This is a genomic window from Amycolatopsis sp. N2S4-7 (assembly GCF_058119595.1).
This window is the reverse complement of the sequence record NZ_CP172299.1, coordinates 4,770,041-4,796,185: the sequence shown is the minus strand read 5'-3', so window position 1 is coordinate 4,796,185 and position 26,145 is coordinate 4,770,041. Positions and strand designations below refer to the sequence as shown.

The window sequence follows — 26,145 nt, the reverse complement described above, 5'->3', positions numbered from 1 at the left end:
CCCATGCCGAACGACGAGAAGCTGCTCAAGGAACTGAAGTGGATGACCACCGAGCTGCGGCGCAGCCGCCGTCGCCTGGTGGAGGCCGAGGACGCCGCGCACGAGCCGGTGGCGATCGTCGGGATGGGCTGCCGCTTCCCGGGCGGGGTGGCTTCGCCCGGCGACCTGTGGCGTCTGGTCACCGACGGCGCCGACGTGATCGGCGAGTTCCCCGCCGACCGCGGCTGGGACGCCGGCGCGCTGTTCGACCCCGACCCCGACGCGGCCGGGAAGACGTACGTGCGTTCCGGCGGGTTCCTCCGCGACTCGAACGACTTCGACGCGGGGTTCTTCGGCATCTCGCCGCGCGAAGCGCTGGCCATGGACCCGCAGCAGCGGCAGCTCCTGGAAGTCGCGTGGGAAACCCTGGAGGACGCCGGGATCGACCCCGGTTCCCTGAAGGGCAGCCTCACCGGCGTCTTCGCGGGCGTGCTGCAGAGCGACTACTCGACCCGGCTGAGCAGCGTCCCCGCCGACCTCGAGGGCTACCTCGACAACGGCAACATGGCCAGCACCGCCACCGGCCGGATCGCCTACACCCTGGGCCTGGAAGGGCCCACGATGTCGGTCGACACGGCGTGCTCGTCGTCCCTGGTCGCCGTGGACCTCGCCGTGCGGTCGCTGCGGAACCAGGACTGCTCCCTGGCCCTGGCCGGCGGCGTCACGATCATGTGCACCCCGGCCACCTTCACCAGCCTCAGCCGTCAGCGCGCGCTGGCCCCGGACGGCCGGTGCAAGGCCTTCTCGGACGACGCGAACGGGTTCGGCGCCGCCGAGGGCATCGGCTTCCTCCTGCTGGAACGGCTGTCCGACGCGGTCCGCGACGGGCACCGGATCCTCGCCGTGGTCCGGGGTTCGGCGGTCAACTCCGACGGCGCGTCCAACGGCCTGACCGCGCCCAACGGCCCGTCGCAGCAGCGCGTCATCCAGGCCGCCCTGCGGAACGCGCGGCTCGGCGCCGCCGACGTCGACGTCGTGGAGGCGCACGGCACCGGCACGGCGCTGGGCGACCCGATCGAGGTCCAGGCCCTGCAGGCGGTCTACGGCGAGGGCCGGTCGCCGGACCGGCCGCTGTGGCTCGGTTCGCTGAAGTCGAACATCGGGCACGCCCAGGCGGCCGCCGGGGTGGGCGGGGTGATCAAGATGGTGCAGGCGTTGCGGGCCGGGGTGCTGCCCCGGACGCTGCACGCGTCGACGCCGTCGTCGAAGATCGACTGGGACGGCGGCGGGGTCGAGCTGCTGCAGGAGGCTCGTCCGTGGGATTCCGAGGTGCGTCGGGCAGGGGTGTCGTCGTTCGGCATCAGCGGCACGAACGCGCACGTGATCCTGGAGCAGGCGCCCTCCGCCGAAGCCGAAGCCGAAGCCGACGCCGACGCCGGCTCGGCCGAGGTGGCGGGCGCGGTGCCCGTGCTGCTGTCCGGGCGGACGCCGGAGGCCCTGCGGGACCAGGCCGTCCGGCTGCGGGACCACGTGCTGGCCCACCCCGAGTTTTCCCTGGGGGACCTGGGCTTCTCCTTGGCGACGGGCCGGGCCGCCTTGGCCCACCGGGGAGCCGTGGTCGCCGCGAACCGGGAGGAACTGCTCGCCGGGCTGGCGGACCTGCCGCTGACGGGTACGGGGTCCGGCGGGCCGAGCCGGGTGCTGATGGTGTTCCCGGGTCAGGGTGCGCAGTGGGTCCACATGGGACTGGAGCTGGCCGCCGGTGAGCCGGTGTTCGCCGAGCGCCTCCGCGAGTGCGATCGGGCCTTGTCGGAGTTCGTCGACTGGTCGGTGTTCGACAAGCTCGCCGACGAGTCCGCGCTGGGCCAGGTGGACGTGGTGCAGCCACTGCTGTGGGCGATGATGGTCTCACTGGCGGCGCTGTGGCGGTCCTACGGCGTCGAGCCCGCCGGTGTCGTGGGCCACTCGCAGGGCGAGATCGCGGCGGCGACCGTGTCCGGCGCGCTGTCGCTGAGCGACGGCGCCCGCGTGGTGGCGCTGCGCGCGAAGGCGTTGCGCGCGTTGGAAGGCCTCGGCGGCATGGCGTCGATCCGGGTTCCGGCCGAACGTGCCGCGGAGCTGATCGGCGACAAGCTCGCGATCGCGGCGGTGAACGGCCCGGCGCAGGTCATCGTGTCCGGCGAAGTGTCCGCCTTGGACGAACTCGCGGCCCGGTGCGAGAGCTACCGTCGCATCGATGTTTCCTACGCCTCGCACCACCCGCAGGTGGGGCAGCTCGCCGACGTGATCCTCCGGGACCTGGCACCCGTCGCCCCGAAGAGCACGGAGATCCCGTTCTACTCGACGGTTTCCGGCGAGCGGGTCGACACCGCGTCGTTGACCGGCGACTACTGGTTCGAGAACCTGCGCAGCCAGGTCAAGTTCTTCCCGACGGTCGTGGCGGCCCTCGAAGACGGCTTCACGCACGTCCTCGAAGTCAGCCCGCACCCGGTGCTGAGCGCGCCCCTGGAGGAGGCCGCCCAAGGCCTCCCCGTGCTGTCCACCCTGCGCCGCGACGGCGGCCGGACCCGGTTCCGGACCGCACTGGCCGAACTGCACGTCCGGCACGGCCGGGTCGACTGGACGCCCCTGTTCGAAGGCGCGCGGCGGGTTCCGTTGCCCACCTACGCGTTCCAGCACGAGCGGTACTGGCTCGACGCCCCGAAGACCACGGGTACCGCGGACGCCGCCGAGGCCGCCTTCTGGGCCGCCGTCCGCGAGGAAGACGTCGACGAGATCGCGAAGACCCTCGGCGTCAAGGACGAGCAACGCGACTCCCTCGGCACGGTGCTGCCCGCCCTGGCCGACTGGCAGCGACGGCGTGCGGAGCGGGCCTCGCAGGACGCCCTCCGCTACCGGGTCGCGTGGACGCCGTTGTCCCGGCCGGCCGCACCGCGGCTCACGGGGCGTTGGCTGGTGCTGACCCCGCCCGGCGCCGAAGCTCCGCAGCTGGCCGGCCGGGGCGCCGAGATCGTGCACGCCGACGCCGCCGGGGACCGCGCCGCGTTCGCCGAGCTGCTCTCCGGCGAGCCGTTCACCGGCGTGCTGTCCCTGCTGGACCTCACCGCGACCCTGCACCTGACGCAGGCTCTGGGCGACGTCGATTCCGGCGCCCGCCTGTGGTGCCTGACCCGCGGCGCGGTCTCCACGACCCGGGACCCGAGCGCCGTCGACCCGGTGCAGGCCCAGCTCTGGGGCTTCGGCCGTGTCGTCGGCATCGAGGCCCCGCAGCGCTGGGGCGGGCTCGTCGACTTCCCGGCCGGGAGCGACCCGGACCTGCTGGTCGCGGCGCTCTCCGGCACCGAGACGGAGGTCGCCGTCCGGCCCGAAGGGCTGTTCGGGCGGCGGCTGGTCCGCAGCCCGGTCGGCGGGGCCGCCGGGCAGGAGTACCGGCCACGGGGGACCGTGCTGGTCACCGGCGGCACCGGGGCGCTCGGCGCGCACGTCGCCCGCTGGCTCGCCGGGAACGGCGCCGGCCACGTCGTGCTCACCAGCCGGCGCGGCGAGGCCGCGGAAGGGGTCCCCGAGCTGGCCGAAGAGCTGCGGACCTGGGGTGCCGAGGTCACCGTCGCCGCGTGCGACGCCGCCGATCGCGAAGCCCTGCGCGGGCTCCTGGCCACCGTCGAGCCGCTCACCGCGGTCTTCCACGCCGCCGGGGTGCTCGACGACGGCGCGCTGGACTCGCTGACCCCCGAGCGCCTGGCCACCGTCCTGCGGCCCAAGGTGGACGCCGCGCGCAACCTGCACGAACTCACGCGGGACCTCGACGCCTTCGTGCTCTTCTCGTCCTTCGCCAGTGTCATCGGCAACGCCGGGCAGGCCGGCTACGCCGCCGCCAACGCCTACCTGGACGCGCTCGCCGAACAGCGCCGCGCGGCCGGGCTGCCGGCCACCTCGGTGGCCTGGGGCGCGTGGGGCGGCACCGGGCTCGCCGCGGACGCCGCGATCGCCGAGCGGCTCGGCAGGGAGGGCGTCGCCCCGATGGCCGCGCCGACCGGCATCGCCGCCCTCGGCCTCGCCCTGGACCACCAGGACGTCGTCGTGGGGGTCGCCGACGTGGACTGGCCGAAACTGGCCGGGCGGCACGGCCCGCGGCCGCTGCTCGACCAGCTGCCCGAGGCCGTCCCGCCCGTCACGGTGGAGACCACGCCCGACGCGGGCCCGACGCTGCGGCAACGGCTCGCCGAAACGCCACCGGCCGACCGGACGGCCCTGCTGCTGGACCTGGTCCGCACCCAGGCCGCCGCGGTGCTCGGGCACGCGTCACCGGCCGCGATCGACCCCGACCGGGGGTTCACCGAGCTGGGCTTCGACTCGCTCACCGCCGTGGAAACGCGGAACCGGCTGAACGCGCTCACCGGGCTGCAGCTGCCGACGGCGTTGACGTTCGACTACCCCACGCCCGCCGCGCTGGCCGCGTACCTGGCCGGCCGGCTCGTCCCCGAGGACACCGCCTCGGCCGCGTCTCTGCTGGCCCAGCTGGACGAGCTGGGCCGCGTGTTCGCCGCCGCGGCCCCGGACGGCATCACGCGCGGCCGGCTCAAGGTCGGGCTCCAGTCGTTCCTCTCGAAATGGGCCGACCACGGCGGAGAATCGAATTCCGCCGGGGAAAACTTCGATTTCGGCAGTGACGAGGAACTGTTCGAGTTCATCGACAACGGCCTGGGCGCCTGACCCTCCCGCCCCCTGCGCCCCCGCCGAGCTCCCGCAGCTCGGCGGGGGCGCAGGGGTGTCTAGGGGAACGCTAGGGGTTGTCGGCGCCTCGGCCGGTCCATAGCGTGGAAAGCGAATCCACGGTGGTTTTCGGGGGTTCCGGGTGGCGGAGCCCCCGGCCCGGGGCGACGCCCCGGATGTCCCAGCGGTAGGCAAATCATCACGCTGAATGAGGTCGTGGCTGAATGGCGAACGAGGAGAAACTCCGGGAATACCTCAAGCTGGTGACGGCGGATCTCAAGCAGACCCGCCGGCGCGTGCGCGAGCTCGAGGACCACGATCCGATCGCCGTCGTCGGCATGGGCTGCCGCTACCCCGGCGGCGTGCACGGCCCCGACGAGCTCTGGCGGCTCGTGGCCGAGGGCACCGACGCCATCTCCGGGTTCCCCACCGACCGCGGCTGGGACCACGAAGCGATCTTCGACCCCGAGCCCGCCCGGCCCGGCAAGACCTACGTCCGCCACGGCGGCTACCTGCGCGGCGCCGACCGGTTCGACGCGGAGTTCTTCGGGATCTCCCCGCGCGAAGCGGTCGTGATGGACCCGCAGCAGCGGCAGCTGCTCGAAGTGTCGTGGGAGGCGATCGAGCACGCCGGCATCGACCCGCGGTCGCTGCGCGGCAGCCGCACCGGCGTGTTCATCGGCGGCTGGTCCGACGACTACACCGCGGCCGCGCGCGGCATCTCCGAGGAGTACGAGGGCTACCTGTTCACCGGCAGCGCGGCCAGCGTGCTCTCCGGCCGGATCGCCTACACCTTCGGCCTGGAAGGGCCCGCGGTCACCGTCGACACCGCGTGCTCGTCTTCGCTCGTTTCCCTGCACCTCGCGGTCCGCGCCCTGCGCACCGGCGAGTGCACCCTCGCCCTCGCGGGCGGCGTCACGATCATGTCGACCCCGCAGGGGCAGATCGAGATCAGCCAGCAGCGCGCCCTCGCCCCGGACGGCCGCTGCAAGGCGTTCGGCGACGGCGCCGACGGCTTCGGCGCGTCCGAAGGCGTCGGGGTCATCGTGCTGGAACGGCTCTCCGAAGCCCGCCGCAACGGCCACGACGTCCTGGCCGTCGTCCGCGGCACCGCGACCAACCAGGACGGCGCGAGCAGCGGCCTCAGCGCCCCGAACGGCCCGTCGCAGCAGCGGGTGATCCTCGCCGCGTTGCAGGACGCGCGGCTGTCCACCGGCGACGTCGACGTCGTGGAGGCGCACGGCACCGGCACGTCCCTCGGCGACCCGATCGAGGCCGACGCGCTGATCGCCGTCTACGGCAGGGACCGCACGCCCGGCCGTCCCCTGTGGCTGGGGTCGCTGAAGTCGAACATCGGGCACTCCGCCGCCGCGGCCGGGGTGGGCGGGGTGATCAAGATGGTCCAGGCGCTGCGCGCCGGCGTCCTGCCCCGGACGCTGCACGCCGCGACGCCGTCGTCGAAGATCGACTGGGCCGGCAGCGGTGTCGAGCTGCTGCAGGAGGCCCGCCCGTGGGAGCCGGACGGCCCGCGCCGCGCCGGGGTGTCATCGTTCGGGATCAGCGGCACCAACGCGCACGTCATCCTCGAGCAGGCGCCCGACGCCGAACCCGGGGAGGGCGCCGGAGCACCGGCCGGCGCGATCCCGGTGGTGCTGTCCGGGCGCACCCCCGAAGCCCTGCGGGACCAGGCTTCGCGGCTGCGCGAGCACGTGCTGGCGCACCCGGAGTTCTCCGTCGCCGACCTCGGCTACTCCCTGACCGGCCGGACGGCCTTCGCGCACCGCGGCGCGGTGGTCGCCGCGGACCGCGCCGAGCTCCTGGCCGGGTTGGCGAACCTGGAGCTGGTCGCCTCGGGGTCCGGTGGCCCGGCCAAGGTGCTGATGGTCTTCCCCGGCCAGGGTTCGCAGTGGGTCCACATGGGACTCGAACTCGCCGTGCTGGAGCCGGTGTTCGCCGCGCGGCTGCGGGAGTGCGACGCGGCTCTGTCGGAGTTCGTCGAGTGGTCTCTGTTCGACAAGCTGGCCGACGAGTCCGCGCTGGGGCAGGTGGACGTGGTGCAGCCGCTGCTGTGGGCGATGATGGTGTCGCTGGCGGCGTTGTGGCGTTCGTATGGCGTCGAGCCCGCCGGGGTGGTGGGCCACTCCCAGGGCGAGATCGCCGCCGCCACGGTCTCGGGTGCGTTGTCCCTTGAGGACGGTGCCCGGGTGGTGGCGTTGCGGGCGAAGGCGTTGCGGGCGCTGGAAGGCGTCGGCGGGATGGCGTCGATCCTGGTGTCGGCGGACCGCGCGGCCGGGCTGATCGAGCCGTGGGGTGAGAAGCTCGCGGTGGCGGCGGTGAACGGTCCGGCGCAGGTGATCCTGTCCGGCGATGTGTCCGCTTTGGACGAACTGGCGGAGACCTGTGAGCACTACCGCCGCATCGAGGTCTCGTACGCCTCGCACCACCCGCAGGTGGGTCAGCTGGCCGACGTCATCCTCGATGACCTCGAGCCGGTGTCGCCGAGCTCCACCGCGATCCCTTTCTACTCCACGGTGTCCGGTGCGGCGATCGACACCGCGACCCTCACCGGCGACTACTGGCTCGAGAACCTGCGCAGCCAGGTGAAGTTCTTCCCGACGGTCGTCGAGGCCCTCGAGCACGGCTTCACCCACGTCCTCGAGGTCAGCCCGCACCCCGTGCTCGGCGCGCCCCTCGAAGAAGCGGCCCAGGGCATCCCGGTGCTGTCGACGCTGCGCCGCGACACCGGGCAGAAGCGCTTCCGGACCGCGCTGGCCGAGCTGCACCTGCACCACGGCCACGTCGACTGGACGCCGCTGTTCGAAGGGGCCCGGCGGGTCCCGTTGCCCCCCTACGCCTTCCAGCACCAGCGGTACTGGCTGGAGCCCCGGCAGAGCAGCCGGGACGTCGCCACGGTCGGCCTGCGCCCGGCGGAGCACGGCCTGCTCGGCGCGGTCCTGCACGCTTCCGACACGGGCGCGGTGTACCTGTCCGGCCGGCTCTCCCTGTCCGCCCAGCCGTGGCTCGCGGACCACGCCCTCGGCGACACCGTGGTGCTGGCCGGGTCGGCGATGCTGGAGATGGCCGCGCACGCCGGCGAGCGGCTCGGCTGCCCGCGCGTCGAGGAGCTCACCCACCACGCGCCGCTCGTCCTGCCGCCTGCCGGCGCGGTCGCCGTCCAGGTCACGGTCAACGCCCGCGCGTTCACCCTCTCCTCCCGCGCCGAGGACGACGACGAATGGGTGGTCAACGCGTCCGGCCTGCTCGCCCCGGCCGTCCCCGGAGCGGGCGCCGCCGAACTCGCGACCTGGCCGCCGCGGAACGCCGAACCCCTGGCCCTCGATGACTTCTACGAGACCATGGCGGACGCCGGTGTGCACGCGGGCCCGGCCTTCCAGTGCGTCGGCGCGGCCTGGCGCCGCGGCGAGGACGTCTTCACGGAGCTGGCCCTGCCCCAGGATCTGCACCGCGAAGCCGGCTCGTACGTGCTGCACCCGGCGTTGCTCGACGGCGCGCTCCAAGGCGCGTGGTTCGGCGTGCTGGGCGACCCCGGGCAGGGGCGCGGCCCGTTCAGCTGGAGCGGCGTCAGCCTGCGCCGCCCCGCCGGGACGACGCTGCGCGCCCGGATCCGCGCCGCCGGCCCCGACGCGCTTTCCGTGCTGGTGAGCGACGAAACCGGCACCGAGGTCGCCTCCGTGCGCTCGCTGGTCATGCGCCCGGTCGGTGACGGCACCGCGCCGGTCGAACCGCCGCTGCGCGTCGACTGGGTCGACCACCCGGAGGTCGCGCACCCCACGACGTCCGGCACCTTCGCGCTCATCGGCACGGACGAGCTGCAGGTCGGGGCACCCGTGGCGCGGTACGCCGATCTCGCCTCGTTGGCCGCCGCCGGGGGACCGGCGCCCGAGTACGTGTTCCTGCCGCTGCCGCCCCGCCCGGCGGGGCACCTGGCCGAGCAGGCCCGGGCCCTGACCGTCTCGATGCTGAAGACCGTCCAGGAGTGGCTCGCCGAGCCGAGCCTGCGGCACTCGCGCCTGGTCGTGGTGACCAGCGGAGCCGTCGGCGACGACGCCGATCTCGCGCAGGTCCCGGTCTGGGGCCTGGTGCGTTCGGCGCAGGCGGAGAACCCCGAGCGGTTCGTGCTGGTGGACACCGACGGCACCGACGAGTCCACCGCGGCCCTGATCGGCACGCTCCTGGGCGGGGAGAACCAGTTCGCCCTCCGCGAGGGCCGCGCGTCCGTGCCCCGGCTCACCCGGATTTCTCCGCGGCAGCAAGGGGAAACGCCGAAGTGGGACAAGGGCACGGTCCTGGTGACCGGCGGCCTCAAGGGCGTCGGCTCGCTGATCGCCAAGCACCTGGTCACGACGCACGGCGTCCGCCGCCTGCTGCTGCTCGGCCGCCGGGGCATGGACACCCCCGGCGCCGGCGCGCTGGTCGCCGAGCTCGCGGAACTCGGCGCCGAGACCCAGGTGTGCGCGTGTGACGGCGCCGACCGGGACGCGCTGGCGGCCGCGCTGGCCACGGTTCCGGCCGAGTACCCGCTCACCGCCGTCGTCCACTCCGCGGGCGTCTTCGACGACGGGCTGCTCCCCGACCTCACGCCGGGCCAGGTCGAGCGGGTGTTCGCGCCCAAGGTCGACATGGCGCTGAACCTCCACGAGCTGACCACCGACCTCGAGGCGTTCGTCCTGTTCTCCTCGTTCGCCGGGACCTTCGGGGGCGCGGGGCAGGGCCCGTACGCCGCGGCCAACCTGTTCCTCGACGCCTTCGCCGCGCACCGCGCGGCCCGCGGCCTCCCGGCCACGGCACTCGCGTGGGGGCTGTGGGAGGAGCGCAGCGGCATGGCCGGCGCTCTCGGCGACGCGCAGCTGCAGCGCCTGGAGGGCGGCGGGCTCGTCCCGATGACCGCCGGGCACGGCGCCGCGTTGTTCGACGCCGCCTGTGCGTCGGGCGAGTCCGCGCTGGTCCCGGTGCCGTTCGACCGCGCCCGGCTGCGGGCCGACGCCAAGGCGGGCGCGCTCCCGGCGATCCTGTCCGGGCTGGTGCCCGCGCCGGCCCGGGGGAGCGCGGAGCCCCGGACCGTCGACGCCGCCCGCTTCCGCGCCGAGCTGGCCGCTCTGTCCACTGAGGACCGGGAGAAGCGGCTGCTGGACCTGGTCCGCACGACGGCCGCGTCGGTGCTCGGGCACGCCGGGCCCGCCGAAGTCGGGGCCGACCGCGCCTTCGGGGCGCTGGGCATCGACTCGCTGACGGCGCTGGAACTGCGCAACCGGCTCACCGCCGCGACCGGGCTGCAGCTGCCCGCGGCGCTGGTCTTCGACTACCCGAACCCGCGGGCCGTCGCCGGGTTCCTGGCCGGGGGGCTCGGCGAAGCGGACGCGCCGGTCCCGCTGCTGGCCGAACTCGACCGGCTCGAAGCCGCGCTCGCCGCGCTCACGCCCGATTCGGTGGCCGCGCTCGTCCCGGACGAGACCGCGCTCGCCCGGATCACCGGCCGGGTGCAGGCGCTGCGCCCGCTCTGGGACCAGGCCCGCGGCGCCACCGCGGTGTCGGGCGGCTCCCTCGACGCCGCCACCGACGACGACCTGCTCGACCTGCTGGGCGACCGCTTCGGCACGGCCTGACGCTTTCGAAGAGGGACAACGCATGGACAACGAGGACAAGCTCCGCCGCTACCTCAAGCGGGCGGTCGCCGAGCTGGACGACGCCCAGGCGCGGCTGGCGGACGCCGAGCGGCGCACGACCGAGCCGATCGCGATCGTCGGCATCGGCTGCCGGTTCCCCGGCGGCGCGGACACCCCGGACAGGTTCTGGGACCTCCTCGCCGGGGGCGTCGACACCGTCGCCGAGGCGCCGGGGGACCGCGGCTGGGACCTGGACCGCCTCTACGACCCCGAACTGAGCCGTCCCGGCACCAGCTACGTCCGCAGCGGCGCCTTCCTCGACGCCGCAGGCAACTTCGACGCCGGCTTCTTCGGCATCTCCCCGCGCGAAGCGCTGACGATGGACCCGCAGCAGCGGGTGCTGCTCGAGACGTCGTGGGAAGCCGTCGAGCGCGCCGGGATCGACCCGGCTTCGCTGCGCGGCCGGCGCGTCGGCGTGTTCGCGGGCACCAACGGCCAGGACTACGGCAACCTGCTGCAGCGGGCGCCGGAGGGCGAGGGCTACCTGTCCACCGGCTCGGCGGCGAGCGTCGTCTCCGGCCGGATCTCCTACACCCTCGGTCTCGAAGGGCCTTCGGTCACGGTCGACACCGCCTGCTCGTCTTCGCTGGTCACACTGCACCTCGCCGCCCAGGCCCTGCGCGGCGGCGAGTGCTCGCTGGCGCTGGCCGGCGGCGCGACCGTCGTCTGCACCACCGACCTGTTCGCCGAGTTCAGCAAGCAGGGCGGGCTCTCCCGCGACGGCCGCTGCAAGCCCTTCTCCGCGGCGGCCGACGGCTTCGGCATCGCCGAGGGCGCCGGCATGCTGCTGGTCGAACGGCTTTCCGACGCCCAGCGGCTCGGCCACCCGGTGCTCGCCATCGTCCGCGGCTCCGCGGTGAACTCCGACGGCGCGTCCAACGGCCTCACCGCCCCCAACGGCCCGTCCCAGCAGCGGGTCATCCGGCAGGCCCTCGCCGCCGCCGGACTGTCCACATCGGACGTCGACGTCGTCGAGGCGCACGGCACCGGCACGTCCCTGGGCGACCCGATCGAGGCCGACGCCCTCCTGGCCACCTACGGCCGCGACCGCACCGAGCCGTTGTACCTGGGTTCGGTCAAGTCGAACGTCGGCCACACGCAGGCCGCGGCCGGCGTCGCGGGCGTGATCAAGATGGTCCTGGCCCTGCGGAACGACCTGTTGCCGCGCACCCTGCACGCCGACGAGCCGACCCCGCACGTCGAGTGGGCGGCCGGGGCCGTCTCCCTGCTCACCGAGGCCCGTCCCTGGCCCGAGGCCGGCCGGCCGCGGCGCGCGGCGGTGTCGTCGTTCGGCATCAGCGGCACGAACGCGCACGTCATCCTCGAACAGGCACCCGTCACCGAGCCGGAAACCCCCGGCGCGGAACCGGAGATCGTGCCGCTGCCCCTGTCCGCCCGGACGCCCGAGGCGCTGCGGGCCCAGGCCGGGCGCGTGCTCGACGTCGTGCGGGCGGGGACCCGCCGCACCGACGTCGGGTTTTCGCTGGCCCGCAGCCGGGCCGGGCACGAACACCGCGCTGTCGTGCTCGGGAATCCGGAGGACGCCCTGGCCGCGCTCGCCGCCGGGGAGCCGGACGTGAACGTGGTCACCGGGTCCACAGTGGACGGCAAGCTCGCCGTCCTCTTCTCCGGGCAGGGTGCCCAGCGGCTCGGCATGGGCCGGGAGCTGGCCGCGCGGTCCGAGGTGTTCGCGGCCGCCCTGGACGCGGTGCTCGCCGAGCTGGACCCCGCGCTGCGGGACGTCATGTGGGGCGACGACGCCGCCGCGCTCGACCGGACCGGCCACACCCAGCCCGCGCTGTTCGCCCTCGAAGTCGCGCTCTACCGCCTGGTCGAGTCGTTCGGGGTGCGCCCCGGCTTCGTCGCCGGGCACTCCATCGGCGAGATCGCCGCGGCCCACGTCGCCGGGGTGCTCACCCTGGCCGACGCCGCCCGGCTCGTCACCGCCCGCGGCCGCCTCATGCAGGCGCTGCCCGCGGGCGGCGCGATGATCGCCCTCCAGGCCGGCGAGGCCGAAGTCGTCCCGCTGCTCACCGACGGCGTCGCGATCGCCGCGGTCAACGGCCCGGAAGCCGTGGTCGTTTCCGGCGCCGAGGACGCGGTCACGGCGATCGCCGGGCGGTTCGCCGACCGCAAGACCAAGCGGCTGCCCGTGTCGCACGCGTTCCACTCGCCGCTCATGGAACCGATGCTCGACGAGTTCCGCGCGGTGGTCGGCCGGCTCGCCTTCGCCGAGCCGAAGATCCCGGTCGTCTCCACCCTCACCGGCGGCGAAGCCGACCTCACCGAGCCGGAGTACTGGGTGCGGCACGTGCGGGAGGCCGTCCGGTTCGCCGACGGCGTCGCCGCGCTGCGCGAGTCGGGTGTCCGCACGTTCCTCGAACTGGGCCCGGACGGCGCCCTCTCGGCGCTGGTCGAGGGCGCGATCCCCGCGCTGCGCAAGAACTTCGACGAGCAACGGGCGGTGTTCTCCGCGCTCGCGCGGCTGCACGTCACCGGGACGACGGTGGCCTGGGATTTCCCCGGCGCCCAGCTGGCGGACCTGCCGACGTACCCGTTCCAGCACGAGCGCTTCTGGCTCACCCCGCCCGAGACCGGCGGTGACGCCGGCGCGTTCGGCCAGGCCGCGGGCGGGCACCCGCTGCTCGGGGCGACGCTGACCCTGCCCGGGGGCGCGCTGGTCGCCACCGGGTGCCTGTCCCTGCGCACGCACCCGTGGCTCGCCGACCACGTGGTCCTGGGCACGGTGATCCTCCCCGCGACCGCGTACCTCGACCTGGCCCTGCACGTCGGCGGCGGCGACGGCCTGGCCGAGCTGACCCTGGCCGCGCCGCTGGTGGTGCCGGAGCGGGGCGCGGTGGCGCTGCGGCTGCACGTCGGCCCGGCCGACGAGGCCGGCCGGCGCCCGCTGCGGCTCGACTCCCGCCCGGCCGGCAGCGACGACGACTGGACGGCGCACGCGAGCGGCTTCCTCGGCACGGACGCGGGCGGGCCACCGCGGCCGGGGGCCGAGTGGCCGCCCGCCGGTGCCGAGCCGGTCGCGCTGGACGGTCTCTACGACCGCATCGCCGACAGCGGCCTGACGTACGGCCCGGCGTTCCGGGGCGTCCGCCGGGCGTGGCGCCGGGAGAACGAGTTGTTCGCCGAGGTCGCGCTGCCGGAGCACGTCGGCGCCGGGGACTTCGGCCTGCACCCGGCGCTGCTCGACGCGGCGCTGCACCCGGCGGTCGGGCTTCCCGGCCTGCTGGCCGAAGCCGCCGACGCGGGCCTGCCGTTCTCCTGGACGGGCGTCCGGCTGCACCGGACCGGCGCCGACGCGCTGCGCGTCCGGCTGGGGGCCACCGGCGCCCGCGGCCTCACCGTGGAAGCCGCCGACGTCGAAGGCAACCCGGTCTTCGCGGCCGAATCGCTGGTCTCGCGCCCGCTTTCGCCCGAACTCCTCGCCGGAGCCCGCGTCGAGAAGGATGCGCTGTTCACCGTCGACTGGGTGCCGGTGCCGGACGCGCCCGCCCCGCGTGGCCGGGTCGCACTGGGCGCCGGTCCCGCGGCGGCGTTCGCCGACCTGGGCTCGTTCGCCGACCTGCCCGCGCTGCTGGCCGAACTGGACGACCTCCCCGCGCCCAGCGCGGTCTTCACGTCCCTGCCGGTCGAGGGCAGCGGCGCGGAAGCGGCCCACGACGCCGCCGGACAGGCCTTGCGCCTCGTCCAGACCTGGCTCGCCGAACCCCGCCTGGCGGGCACGCCGCTGGTGTTCGTCACCTCCGGCGCGGTCGCCACGACCGCGGGCGAGGACGTCCCGGACCTGGCCCACTCGACCGTGTGGGGCCTGGTCCGCGCGGCGCAGTCGGAGAACCCCGGCCGGTTCGTCCTCGTGGACACCGACGGCTCGGCCCCGCTGCTGGCGGCGGACGAACCGCAGCTCGCCGTGCGGGGATCGCGGCTGCTGGCGCCGCGGCTGGCGAAGGCCGAAGTGTCCGAAGCGGACGAGTTCCCGCTCGGCGGCACGGTCCTCGTCACCGGCGGCACCGGCGGGCTCGGCTCGATCGTGGCCCGGCACCTGGCCGCCGCCGGAGCGGAACACCTCGTCCTGGCTTCGCGCCGCGGACCGGACGCGCCGGGAGCGGCGGACCTGGCCGACCTCGGCGCCGACCTCGGCGCCGACATCGTGGCCTGCGACTTCGCCGACCGCGCCGCCGTCGAAAAGCTGGTGGCGGACCACCACTTCACCGCGGTGGTGCACACCGCCGGGGTGCTCGACGACGGCCTGGTGACGAACCTGACCGCCGAGCAGCTGCACGAGGTCCTGAAAGCCAAGGTCGACGCGGTGACGAACCTGCACGACCTCGTCGACGCCGAGGCGTTCGTGCTGTTCTCGTCGGCCTCGGGCGTGCTCGGCAGCCCGGGCCAGGCGAACTACGCGGCCGCCAACGCCTACGTGGACGCCCTCGCCCAGCACCGCCGCGCGAACGGGCTCCCGGCGCACTCCCTCGCGTGGGGTTCGTGGGAGCACACCGGCGGCGGCATGACCAGCACCCTCGCCGACGGCGACCGCGGGCGCATCAACCGCAGCGGCGTCCTCCCGCTGTCCGTGGCAGACGGTCTGGCGCTGTTCGACCGGAGCGTCCGCGGCGGAAACCCGCTGCTCGTCCCGATGCGCCTGGACCTCGCCACGCTGCGGGCGAAGGCCGGTGACGGCGTTCCCGCGCTGCTGCGCGGCCTGGTCCGCGCGCCGCGAAAGAGCGTCGAGAAGGCGCAACCGGTGACCCAGCGGCTGGCCGGGCTGTCCGGCGAAGAACGGTCGAAGGCTCTGCTGGACCTGGTCCGCACGCAGGCCGCGCTCGCCCTCGGGCACCGCGGACCGGCCGACATCGGCGCCGAGCGCGGCTTCCTGGACCTCGGCTTCGACTCCCTCACCGCCGTCGAGCTGCGCAACCAGCTCGACGCGGCGACCGGCCTGCGGCTGCCTGCCACGCTGATCTTCGACTACCCGAACCCGGCCGCGCTGGCGAAGTTCCTCGACACCGAACTGCCCAGCGCCGAAGCCGAAGCCGGCGGGGCGCTGCGCACCGCGCTGGACGGCCTCGAAGGCCTGCTGACGGCCGTCGACGCCGAAGAAGCCCAGCGCGCCGCCGCCCGGCTGCGGGCGCTGGCCGCCGAGTGCGTCGCGCGGTTCTCCGGCGACGGGGCTGCACAGGCCGAGCTGGACTCGGCGACCGCGGATGAACTTTTCGACCTGCTCGACAACGAGCTGGAAAGCTAGGGAGCCCGCTGTGGCGAACGAAGACAAGTACCTCGAATACCTGAAGCGGGCCACGGCGGACCTGCGCGAGACGCGCCGCCGGCTCCGCGAGGTCGAGGAGGCGAGCCGGGAGCCCGTCGCGATCGTCGGCATGGCCTGCCGGTTCCCCGGCGGGGTGCGCACGCCCGAGCAGCTCTGGCGGATCGTCGCCGACGGCGTCGACGCGGTCGGCGAGTTCCCCGGCGACCGCGGCTGGGACCTGGCCGAGCTGTACGACCCGGGCATGACGCGGCCGGCCACCAGCTACGTCCGCACCGGCGGGTTCCTCGACGACGTCGCCGGCTTCGACCCCGCGCTCTTCGGCATCTCGCCGCGCGAGGCCCTGGCCATGGACCCCCAGCAACGGCTGCTGCTGGAGACGTCGTGGGAGGCCCTCGAGCGCGCCGGGATCGACCCGATGTCGTTGCGGGGCAGCCGGACCGGCGTGTTCGCCGGCGTGATGTACCACGACTACCACACCCGCCTCGGCCGGGTTTCCGAGGAACTGGAGAACTTCCTCGGCAACGGCAACTCCGGCGCGGTCGCCTCCGGCCGCGTCTCCTACACCTTCGGGCTCGAAGGCCCGGCGCTGACCGCGGACACCGCGTGCTCGTCGTCGCTGGTGACCCTGCACCTGGCCGTCCAGGCGCTGCGCAACGGCGAATGCTCGCTGGCCCTCGCCGGCGGGGTGGCGATGATGGCGATCCCCGAGCCCTTCATCCAGTTCAGCCGTCAGGGCGCACTGGCGAAGGACGGCCGCTGCAAGGCGTTCGCGGACGCCGCCGACGGCACCGGCCTGTCCGAAGGCGCCGGGATGCTGCTGGTGGAACGGCTTTCCGACGCCCGGCGCCTCGGTCACCCGGTGCTCGCCGTCATCCGCGGCTCCGCGGTCAACCAGGACGGCGCGAGCAGCGGCCTCACCGCCCCGAACGGCCCCTCGCAGCAGCGCGTGATCCGGCAGGCGCTCGACGCCGCCGGGCTGTCCGCCGCCGACGTCGACGTCGTCGAAGGGCACGGCACCGGCACGTCGCTCGGCGACCCGATCGAGGCCCAGGCCGTGCTCGCCACCTACGGCCGCGACCGCGACCGGCCGCTCTACCTGGGCTCGCTGAAGTCGAACCTCGGCCACACCCAGGCCGCGGCGGGCGTCGGCGGGATCATCAAGATGGTCATGGCCATGCGCCACGGCGTGCTGCCGGCGACGCTGCACGTCGACGCGCCGTCGTCCAAAGTGGACTGGTCGACCGGGTCCGTCGAGCTGCTCACCGAAGCGCGCGAGTGGGTTTCCGACGGCCCGCGCCGCGCCGGGGTCTCGTCGTTCGGCATCAGCGGGACGAACGCCCACGTCATCGTCGAAGAGCCGCCGCCCGCCGAACCCGCCGAGCGCGCCGCGGCGACGCTGGGCCACACGCCGTGGGTGTTGTCGGGCAAGACCGCCGAAGCCCTGCGCGCCCAGGCCCGCCGGCTCGCCGACCACCTCCGGCACCACGACGTCGATCCGGCGGCCGCCGCGGCGACCCTGTTCACCGGCCGCGCCCGTCTCGACCACCGCGCGGTGATCCTGGCTCCGCGCGGCGAAATCCCCCTGGCCGACCTGGACTCGCTGGACAGCGCCATCACCGGGACCGGCACCGGCGGCGCCCTCGCCGTCCTGTTCTCCGGCCAGGGTTCGCAGCGGCCGGGCATGGGCCGCGAGCTGTACGGCACGTTCGACGTCTTCGCGAAGGCGTTCGACGAGACCTGCGCCGCCCTCGACGAACACACGCGCGTTCCGGTGAAATCCGTGGTCTTCGGCGAAGAGGCCGGGCTGCTGTACCAGACCGAGCACACGCAGCCCGGGCTGTTCGCCGTCGAAGTTGCCCTCTACCGGCTCCTGGAGTCGTTCGGCGTACGCCCGGACTACCTGGCCGGGCACTCGATCGGCGAGCTGACCGCAGCGCACGTCGCGGGGGTGTTGTCCCTGCCGGACGCGGCCGGGCTCGTCGTCCGGCGCGCCCAGCTCATGCAGACGCTCCCGCCGGGCGCGATGGCGACCCTCGCCGCGACCCCGGGCGAGCTGACGCTGGACCCGGACGCCGTCTCGATCGCCGCCGTCAACAGCCCGGATTCCCTGGTGGTCTCGGGCGACCCGGACGCCGTCGCAGCGCTCGTCGACGAGTGGAAAGCGCGGGGCCGCCAGGCGAAGGCGCTCAAGGTCAGTCACGCGTTCCACTCGCCCCACACCGAGTCGATCCTCGATCGGTTCCACGCGTACGCGGCCGGGTTGACCTTCCACGAGCCGCGGATCCCGATCGTCTCGAACGTCACCGGCGAGCTGGGCGACGGGTTCACCGACCCGGACTACTGGACCCGGCACATCCGCGAAGCCGTCCGGTTCGGGCCCGCCGTCGAGACGCTGGCCGCGCAGGGCGTCACCGGTTTCCTCGAAGTCGGCCCCGACACCACGCTGACCACCCTGGCCGGGCACACCCTCGGCGCCGGCGACCACGTGGTCGCGGCGCTGCTGCACCCCGGCAAGCCCGAGGAACGCAGCGTGCTCGCCGCGTTGGCGGCCCTGCACGCGCGCACCGCCGTCACGCCCGACCTGAGCGCCTGGCTGCCCGCCCGCGACACGGCCGAGCTGCCCACCTACGCCTTCCAGCGCAAGCGGTACTGGCTCGACGCGACGGACACGGGCGGCAACGTCGCGACCGCCGGGCTCGGCGCCGCCGGCCACCCGCTGCTCGGCGCGGCCACCGGGCTGGCGGGCGGCGACGGCTTCCTGTTCACCGGACGGCTCTCCACGGCGACCTCGCCGTGGCTCGCCGAGCACGTCGTGCTGGGCAGCGTCCTGCTCCCGGCGACGGCCTACGTCGACATCGCCCTGCACACCGGCGCCCACCTCGGCGCCGGCCACCTCGCCGAGCTGACCCTCGCCGCCCCGCTGGTGCTCCCGGAGGACGGCGCGGTGCGGCTCCAGGTCTTCGCCGGCCCCGCGGACGACCACGGCCGCCGGGAACTGACCGTGCACTCCCGCGACGAGCGGGCCGGCGACGACGAGCCGTGGCAGCTGCACGCCACCGGTCTCCTGACCGGGACCGCGCCCGCGCAGCCGGCGGCCCTGGCCGCGTGGCCGCCGCCGGACGCCACCCCCGTCGACGTCAGCGAGCTCTACGCCGAACTCGCCGCCGCCGGGCTGGACTACGGGCCGACGTTCGGCACAGTGCGGGCCGCTTGGCGGCACGGGGACGAGCTCTTCACCGAGGTCGCCCTGCCCGAAGAGCGGCACGAAGAAGCCGCGGCCTTCGGCCTCCACCCGGCGCTGCTCGACGCGGCGCTGCACGGCATCGCGCTGTTCGCCGAGGACGGCGGCGCCCCGGAACTCCCGTTCGCCTGGCAGGGCGTCGCCCTGCACGCGGCCGGCGCCACCGAACTGCGCGTGCGGCTCGCCCGCACCGAGACCGGCTCGGTGGCGGTGACGGCGTTCGACGGCGCCGGGGCGCCGGTGCTGGCCGCGGCCGCCCTCCGCACCCGCGCCGTCGCCGAGGCCCGGCCCCGGACGCGGTCGGACGCGCTGTTCCAGCTCGGCTGGACCGTCCTCGAACCGGCGAAGACCCCGCGCCCCGAGCGGATCGGCGTGCTCGGCGCGGACCCGACCGGCCTGCACGAAGCCGTGCCGTCGGTCGTCCGCTACCTCGACGTCCCGGCCGTGGCGGCCGCGGCGGAACCGCCGGAGGTGGTGTTCGCTTCCCTGTGCCAGAACGGTTCCGGCGACCTGGTCCGCGACGCCCACGCGGCCGCGGAGCAGGCGCTGGCCCTGGTGCGGTCGTGGCTGGCGGATCCCCGGCTGGCCGGCTCGACGCTGGTGCTCGTGACGCGCGGTGCGACCGCCGTCGCGGACGAGGGCGTGCCGGACCTGGCCCACGCCCCCGTGTGGGGCCTCGTGCGGTCGGCGCAGTCGGAGCACCCCGGCCGGTTCGTGCTCCTGGACACCGACGCCGCCCGGGTCTCGATCGACCCGGTGCTCGCCGCGCTGGCCGCGGGCGAGCCCCAGCTGGCCCTGCGCGACGGGCTCCTGTTCGTGCCGCGGCTCACGCCGGTCGGCCTGTCCTCAATGGACGGCCCGGCGTTCTCCCCGGCCGCCCGGGTGCTGGTGACCGGCGGCACCGGCGGCCTCGGCTCGGCGGTCGCCCGGCACCTGGTCACCGGCTCCGGCGTGCGGCGGCTGGTCCTGCTGTCCCGCCGCGGCCCGGCCGCCCCCGGTGCCGAAGAGCTGCGCGCCGAGCTCACCGGGCTCGGCGCGGAGGTCGACGTCGTGGCCGCCGACGTCGCCGACCGGGCCGCGCTGGCGGACGTGCTGGCCCGGTTCGCCATCACCGGCGTCGTCCACACGGCCGGCGTCCTCGACGACGGCCTCGTCACCGGCCTGACGCCCGAGCAGCTCCACCGGGTCCTCGCCGCGAAGGTCGACGCGGCCACCCACCTGCACGAGCTGACGACGGACCTCGAGCAGTTCGTGCTGTTCTCCTCGGCGTCGGGCGTGCTCGGCAGCCCCGGCCAGGCCAACTACGCCGCGGCCAACGCCTTCCTCGACGCGCTGGCCCAGCACCGCCGGGCGGCCGGCCTGCCCGCGCACTCGCTGGCCTGGGGCTCCTGGGAGCCCACCTCGGCCGGGATGACCGCCGGGCTCACCGACGCCGGCCGCGGCCGGCTCACGCGGTCCGGCGTCACCGAACTCGGCGTCGCCGAAGGCCTGCGGCTGTTCGACCTCGCCTGCGCCACCGACCGGGCCCTGCTGGTGCCGATGCGGCTGGACCGCGCCGCCTTGGCCGGCGTGCCCGACCTGCCGCCGCTGCTCAGCGGCCTGGTGCGGACGCGGCTGCGGCGTGCCGTGCAGGCCGCTCCGCAGGCCGAGGCCGGTGCGTTCGCCTCGCTCGACCCCGCCGACCGGCTGCCCGCGCTGTCGGACCTCGTCCGCGGCCAGGTCGCCGCCGTGCTCGGGCACGACTCGGCCGCCGACGTCGAGGAGCACAGCGCGTTCAGCGAACTCGGCTTCGACTCGCTGACCGCGGTGGAGCTGCGCAACCAGCTCGCCGCGGCCACCGGCCTCCGGCTTCCGGCCACGCTGATCTTCGACTACCCGAACCCGAAGGTCCTCGCCGCGCACCTCGCGGCGGAGCTGTTCGGGACCGGCGACGCCGTCGCCGCCGCCTCGGCCGTTTCGGCAGCCGCGGACGACCCGATCGCCATCGTCTCGATGGCCTGCCGCTTCCCCGGCGGGGCCGGCTCACCGGAAGCGCTGTGGGACCTGGTCAGCGGCGGCACCGACGCCATCGGCGAGTTCCCCGCCGACCGCGGCTGGGACCTCGACGCGCTGTACGACCCGGACCCCGACCGGCCCGGCAAGTGCTACACGACCCGCGGCGGGTTCCTCTACGACGCGGGTGACTTCGACGCCGAGTTCTTCGGCATCTCGCCGCGCGAGGCGCTGGCCACCGACCCGCAGCAGCGCCTGCTGCTGGAAACGTCCTGGGAGGCCGTCGAGGCCGCCGGCATCGACCCGCGGTCGCTGCGCGGCAGCCAGACCGGTGTGTTCGCCGGCGTCATGGGCGCCACCTACGGCACCGGCATCGGCGACATCCCCGACGAGGTCGAAGGCCACCTGAGCACCGGCGCGGCGGGCAGCGTCGTGTCCGGCCGGGTGTCCTACACCTTCGGTCTCGAAGGCCCGTCGATGAGCATCGACACGGCCTGCTCGTCGTCGCTGGTCGCGCTGCACCTCGCCGCGCAGGCCCTGAGCTCGGGGGAGTGCACGCTCGCCCTCGCCGCCGGGGTACACGTCACGCCGACCCCGGACGCGTTCGTGTTCTTCAGCCGCCAGCGGGGCCTGGCGCCGGACGGCCGCTGCAAGGCCTTCTCGGAGGACGCCGACGGGTTCGGCGCCGCGGAAGGCGTCGGCGTCGTCGTGCTCGAGCGGCTTTCCGAGGCGCGGCGGCACGGGCACCCGGTGCTCGCGGTCGTCCGCGGCTCGGCGGTCAACTCCGACGGCGCGTCGAACGGGCTCAGCGCCCCCAACGGGCCTTCGCAGCAGCGGGTGATCCGGCAGGCGCTGGCCAACGCCGGACTGTCCGCTTCGGACGTCGACGTGGTCGAGGCGCACGGCACGGGAACGCCGCTCGGCGACCCGATCGAGGTGCAGGCCCTGCAGGCCACCTACGGCGCCGGCCGCCCCGCGGACCGGCCGCTGTGGCTGGGCTCGCTGAAGTCGAACATCGGCCACGCCCAGGGCGCGGCCGGCATCGGCGGGCTGATCAAGACCGTCCAGGCGCTGCGCGCCGGCGTCCTGCCGAAGACGCTGCACGCCGCGACGCCGTCGTCCAAGATCGACTGGGATGGCGGCGGGGTCGCCCTGCTGCAGGAGTCCCGGCCGTGGGTTTCGGACGGTCCCCGGCGCGCCGGGGTGTCGTCCTTCGGGATCAGCGGAACGAACGCGCACGTGGTGCTGGAGCAGGCTCCCGAGATCGCGGTTCCCGCTCCGGGCACCGCGCCGGTCGTGCCCGTGGTCCTGTCCGGGAAGACCCCGGAAGCCCTGCGGGGCCAGGCCGCGCGGCTGCACGAGCGGGTGCTGGCCGACCCGGACCTCGCCCTGGCGGACCTCGGCTTCTCCCTGGTGTCCGGGCGCACGGCGTTCGCGCACCGGGGCGCGGTGCTCGCGGCGGACCGCGACGAACTGCTCGCGGGGCTGGCGGAGCTGGCCGCGGGGGAGGACGAGAACGTCGTCACCGGCACCGGTTCGGGGACCGACCGCGTGCTCATGGTCTTCCCCGGCCAGGGCGCCCAGTGGGTCCACATGGGACTCGAACTCGCCGGGCACGAGCCCGTCTTCGCCGCCCGCCTGCGGGACTGCGACGAGGCGCTCTCCGAGTTCGTCGACTGGTCGCTGTTCGACGTGCTGGCCGACGAAACCGCGCTCGAGCGGATGGACGTCGTGCAGCCCGCGCTGTGGGCCGTCATGGTCTCCCTCGCCGAGCTGTGGCGTTCCTACGGCGTCGTCCCCGCCGGGGTGGTGGGCCACTCGCAGGGCGAGATCGCCGCGGCCACCGTGTCCGGTGCGCTGTCGCTGCGGGACGGCGCCCGCGTGGTCGCGTTGCGGGCCAAGGCGTTGCTCGCGCTGGAAGGCACCGGCGGGATGGCTTCGGTCCTCATGACCCCGGAACGGGCCGCCGAGGCGGCCGGGCCGTGGGGGCTGACGGTCGCCGTCGTCAACGGGCCGTCGCAGGTCATCGTCGCCGGGGACACCGCCGCGCTGGACGGGTTCGGCGCGGCCTGCGAACGCGACGGCGTCCGGTACCGGCGGGTCAACGTCAACTTCGCTTCGCACCACCCGAGCGTCGAGCGGTGCGAAGCGGAGATCACCGAGGCCCTGCGGCCGGTCCGCCCGGCCGGCACCGACGTCCCGTTCTTCTCTTCGACGCGCGGCGAGGCGATCGACACCGCCCTGCTCACCGGCGAGTACTGGTTCGAAAACACGCGGAACCCGGTGCGGTTCCACGCCACCGTCCGTGCCGCACTGGCGCAGGGCTTCACGCACCTGGTGGAAGTCAGCCCGCACCCCGTCCTCGGCGGTCCGCTGGCCGACGCCGCGGACACCGCCGGCCGGCCGGTCCCGGTGCTGGCCACGCTGCACCGCGACGGCGGCCAGCGGCGGTTCCTGACGTCGGTGGCCGAGCTGCACGCGCACCACGGCGCCGTCGACTGGACGGGCTTCTTCACCCGCTGCGGGGCGCGGAAGATCCCGCTCCCGACGTACGCCTTCCAGCACCGGCGGTACTGGCTGACCCCGCGCCCCGGCCAGGGGCAGGCCACCGGCTTCACCCGGAGCGGGCACCCGATCCTGACCGGCACCACCGACCTGCCCGGGACCGGCACCCACCTGTTCACCGGACGGCTGTCCCTGAGCACGCACCCGTGGCTGGCCGACCACGCGGTGAACGGCGACCCGCTGCTGCCGGGCACGGCGCTGCTCGACCTCGCCCTGCACGCCGGGGCGCGCACCGGGCGCCCGCACGTGGCCGAGCTGACCCTGCAGAGCCCGCTGGTGCTGCCCGCGCGGGGCGCGGTGCAGCTCCAGGTGACCGTCCGCGAGGGCGGCGAGCTCGACATCCACTCCCGCGGCGCCGACGAAGACAGCCAGGGCCCCTGGATCCAGCACGCCACCGGGCTGCTGGCTTCCGCCGCTCCGGCCGCGGACTTCGCGTTGACGGCCTGGCCGCCGGCCGGCGCCGAGGAGATCGACCTCGACGGCCTCTACGGCGAGCTGGCCGCCAGCGGATTCGGGTACGGCCCCGCGTTCCAGGGCCTCCGGGCCGCCTGGCGCGACGGCGACGACGTCTACGCCGAGGTCGAGCTGCCCGAGCCGGTGCGCGAGGACGCGCCGGGCTTCGGCGTGCACCCGGCCCTGCTGGACGCGGTGCTGCACGCGATGTCGCTCGGGGAGTTCGTCGCGCCGAGCGTGCGCCCGGACGTGCTGCGGCTGCCGTTCTCGTGGGCCGGGGTGAGCCTGCACGCGACCGGCGCCACCACCCTGCGCGCCCGGCTTTCGCCCGCGGCCGAGAACATCGTCGCGATCCGGCTCGCCGACCCCACCGGGGCGCCGGTGGCCGAGATCGAGGCCCTCGAGTCGGCGGAGGTCGACACGCGGCAGCTCGGCGCGTCCGCCGTCGCCGCGAACGACACGCTCTTCGGGCTGGACTGGGTCACGGTCGGCCTGCCGGCCGGGACCACCGCCGGGGTCGCGCGGCTCGGCGTGGACCACCACGGCGTCGCCGAGGTGTTCCCCGACGTCGCCGAGCCCGCCGACGTGGTCCTGGCCGCGCCGCAGTCGGTCGCCGAAGCGCTCGACCTCGTCCAGGACTGGCTCGCCGCGGATCGGGACGGGCGGCTCGTGCTGCTGACCGCACTGGCCGCGGGCCCGGACGTCACCGACCTCGCCACGGCCGGGATCTGGGGCCTGGTCCGGTCCGCGATGTCCGAGCACGGCGACCGGTTCGCGCTGGTCGACCTCGACGGCAGCGCCGAGTCGCTGGCCGCCCTGCCGTCGGCGATCCGGAGCACCGAGCCGGAACTGCTGCTGCGCAAGGGGTCCGCGCTGGCCCCTCGCCTGACCCGGACACCGGGGGCGGTCACCGCGCCACGGACGTTCGATCCCGACGGCACGGTGCTCATCACCGGCGGCACCGGCGTGCTCGGCTCGCTGGTCGCCCGCCACCTCGTCGCGGCCGGCGCGCGGCACCTGCTGCTCACCTCCCGCTCCGGGGCCGCGGCGCCGGGCGCGGCCGAGCTGACCGCCCTCGGCGCTTCGGTGACCGTCGCCGCGTGCGACGCCGCCGACCGCGAGGCGCTGTCCGAGCTCCTCGACGGCATCCCCGGCGAGCACCCGCTCACCGCGGTGATCCACACGGCCGGGGTCCTCGACGACGCCGTCGTCGCGAACCTGACGCACGAGCAGCTGGACCGCGTCCTGCGGCCCAAGGCCGAAGCGGCGTGGCACCTGCACGAGCTGACGAAGGACGCCGACCTCGCCGAGTTCGTCCTGTTCTCCTCGGCCGGCGGGGTGTTCGGCGCGCCCGGCCAGGCGAACTACGCCGCGGCCAACACCGCCCTCGACGCGCTCGCGCAGTACCGCGTCGCCCAGGGACTGCCGGCCTGCTCGATGGCGTGGGGCCTCTGGGCGGACACCAGCGCGCTCACCGGCGGCCTCGGCGACGCCGACCGCGCGCGGCTCGGCGCCGGGCTGAGCGCTTCGGAAGGGCTCGCCCTGTTCGACACGGCCCGCGCCCACGGGGCGGCGGTGCTGGTGCCGGCCAAGCTCGACCTCGCGGGAATGCGGGCGCAGTCCGCCGAAGTCCCGGCGTTGCTGCGCGGGCTCGTCCGGCCGGCGGCGGCCCTGCGCTCGGCCGCGGCGGCGTCCGCGGCTTCGGCCGACGCCCTGCGGCAGCGCCTCACGCCGATGACCGGCGCCGAACGCGAGCAGGTCCTCCTCGACCTCGTGCTCACCGAGGTCGGCCGGGTGCTCGGCTTCGCGGCCGGCACACCGGTCGACGCGGGCGCGGCGTTCACCGAACTCGGCTTCGACTCGCTGACCGCGGTGGACCTGCGCAACCGGCTGGGGGCCGCGACCGGCACCCGCCTGCCCGCGACGCTCGTCTTCGACTACCCGACGGCGAACGCGTTGGTGGCGTACCTCGACGGCGAGCTGGCCCCGGCCGAGCCGCCGGTGCTCGCCGAGCTGGACCGGCTGGCAGCGTCCTTGGCGGGCGTCGGCGACGACGTGCGCAGCCAGGTCCGCGACCGGCTGACCGCGCTGCTCGGCACCTGGGACGGCGACCGGGCCGGCGACGACGTCGCCGACCGGATCTCCGGGGCCAGCGACGACGAAATGTTCGAGTTCATCGGCAAGGAACTGGGGATCTCATGACCGCCACGGAGGACAAGCTCCGGCACTTCCTCAAG

Annotated in this window: 3 protein-coding genes and 1 pseudogene; all 4 read left to right on the top strand. The window is 75.1% G+C overall.

The window, feature by feature from the left end; all coding sequences use genetic code 11:
- Positions 1-21 precede the first annotated feature (21 nt).
- The 4 genes and pseudogenes from ACH54P_RS22220 to ACH54P_RS22205 all read left to right on the top strand — a co-directional run bounded on the left by ACH54P_RS22220 (position 22) and on the right by ACH54P_RS22205 (position 26,110).
- Entirely contained in the window at positions 22-4,692 is a 4,671-nt protein-coding gene (locus ACH54P_RS22220) for a type I polyketide synthase (RefSeq protein WP_489916566.1), read from the top strand.
- 224 nt (positions 4,693-4,916) lie between these two features.
- On the top strand, positions 4,917-10,316 hold the full coding sequence (locus tag ACH54P_RS22215) for a type I polyketide synthase (RefSeq protein ID WP_489915682.1): 5,400 nt from the start codon (positions 4,917-4,919) through the stop codon (positions 10,314-10,316).
- Positions 10,317-10,368: 52 nt separating this feature from the next.
- Positions 10,369-15,636: pseudogene (locus tag ACH54P_RS22210) on the top strand (type I polyketide synthase); the annotation flags it as partial.
- Positions 15,596-26,110, top strand: a complete 10,515-nt coding sequence (locus tag ACH54P_RS22205) for an SDR family NAD(P)-dependent oxidoreductase (RefSeq protein ID WP_489915681.1) — start codon at positions 15,596-15,598, stop codon at positions 26,108-26,110. The pseudogene ACH54P_RS22210 and the gene ACH54P_RS22205, both read left to right, overlap by 41 nt.
- Positions 26,111-26,145: the final 35 nt, after the last annotated feature.

Coding starts and splice junctions, on each gene's coding strand:
- ACH54P_RS22205 (WP_489915681.1), top strand. CDS start 15,596: ATGAACTTTTCGACCTGCTCGACAACGAGCTGGAAAGCTAGGGAGCCC.
- ACH54P_RS22215 (WP_489915682.1), top strand. CDS start 4,917: ATGGCGAACGAGGAGAAACTCCGGGAATACCTCAAGCTGGTGACGGCG.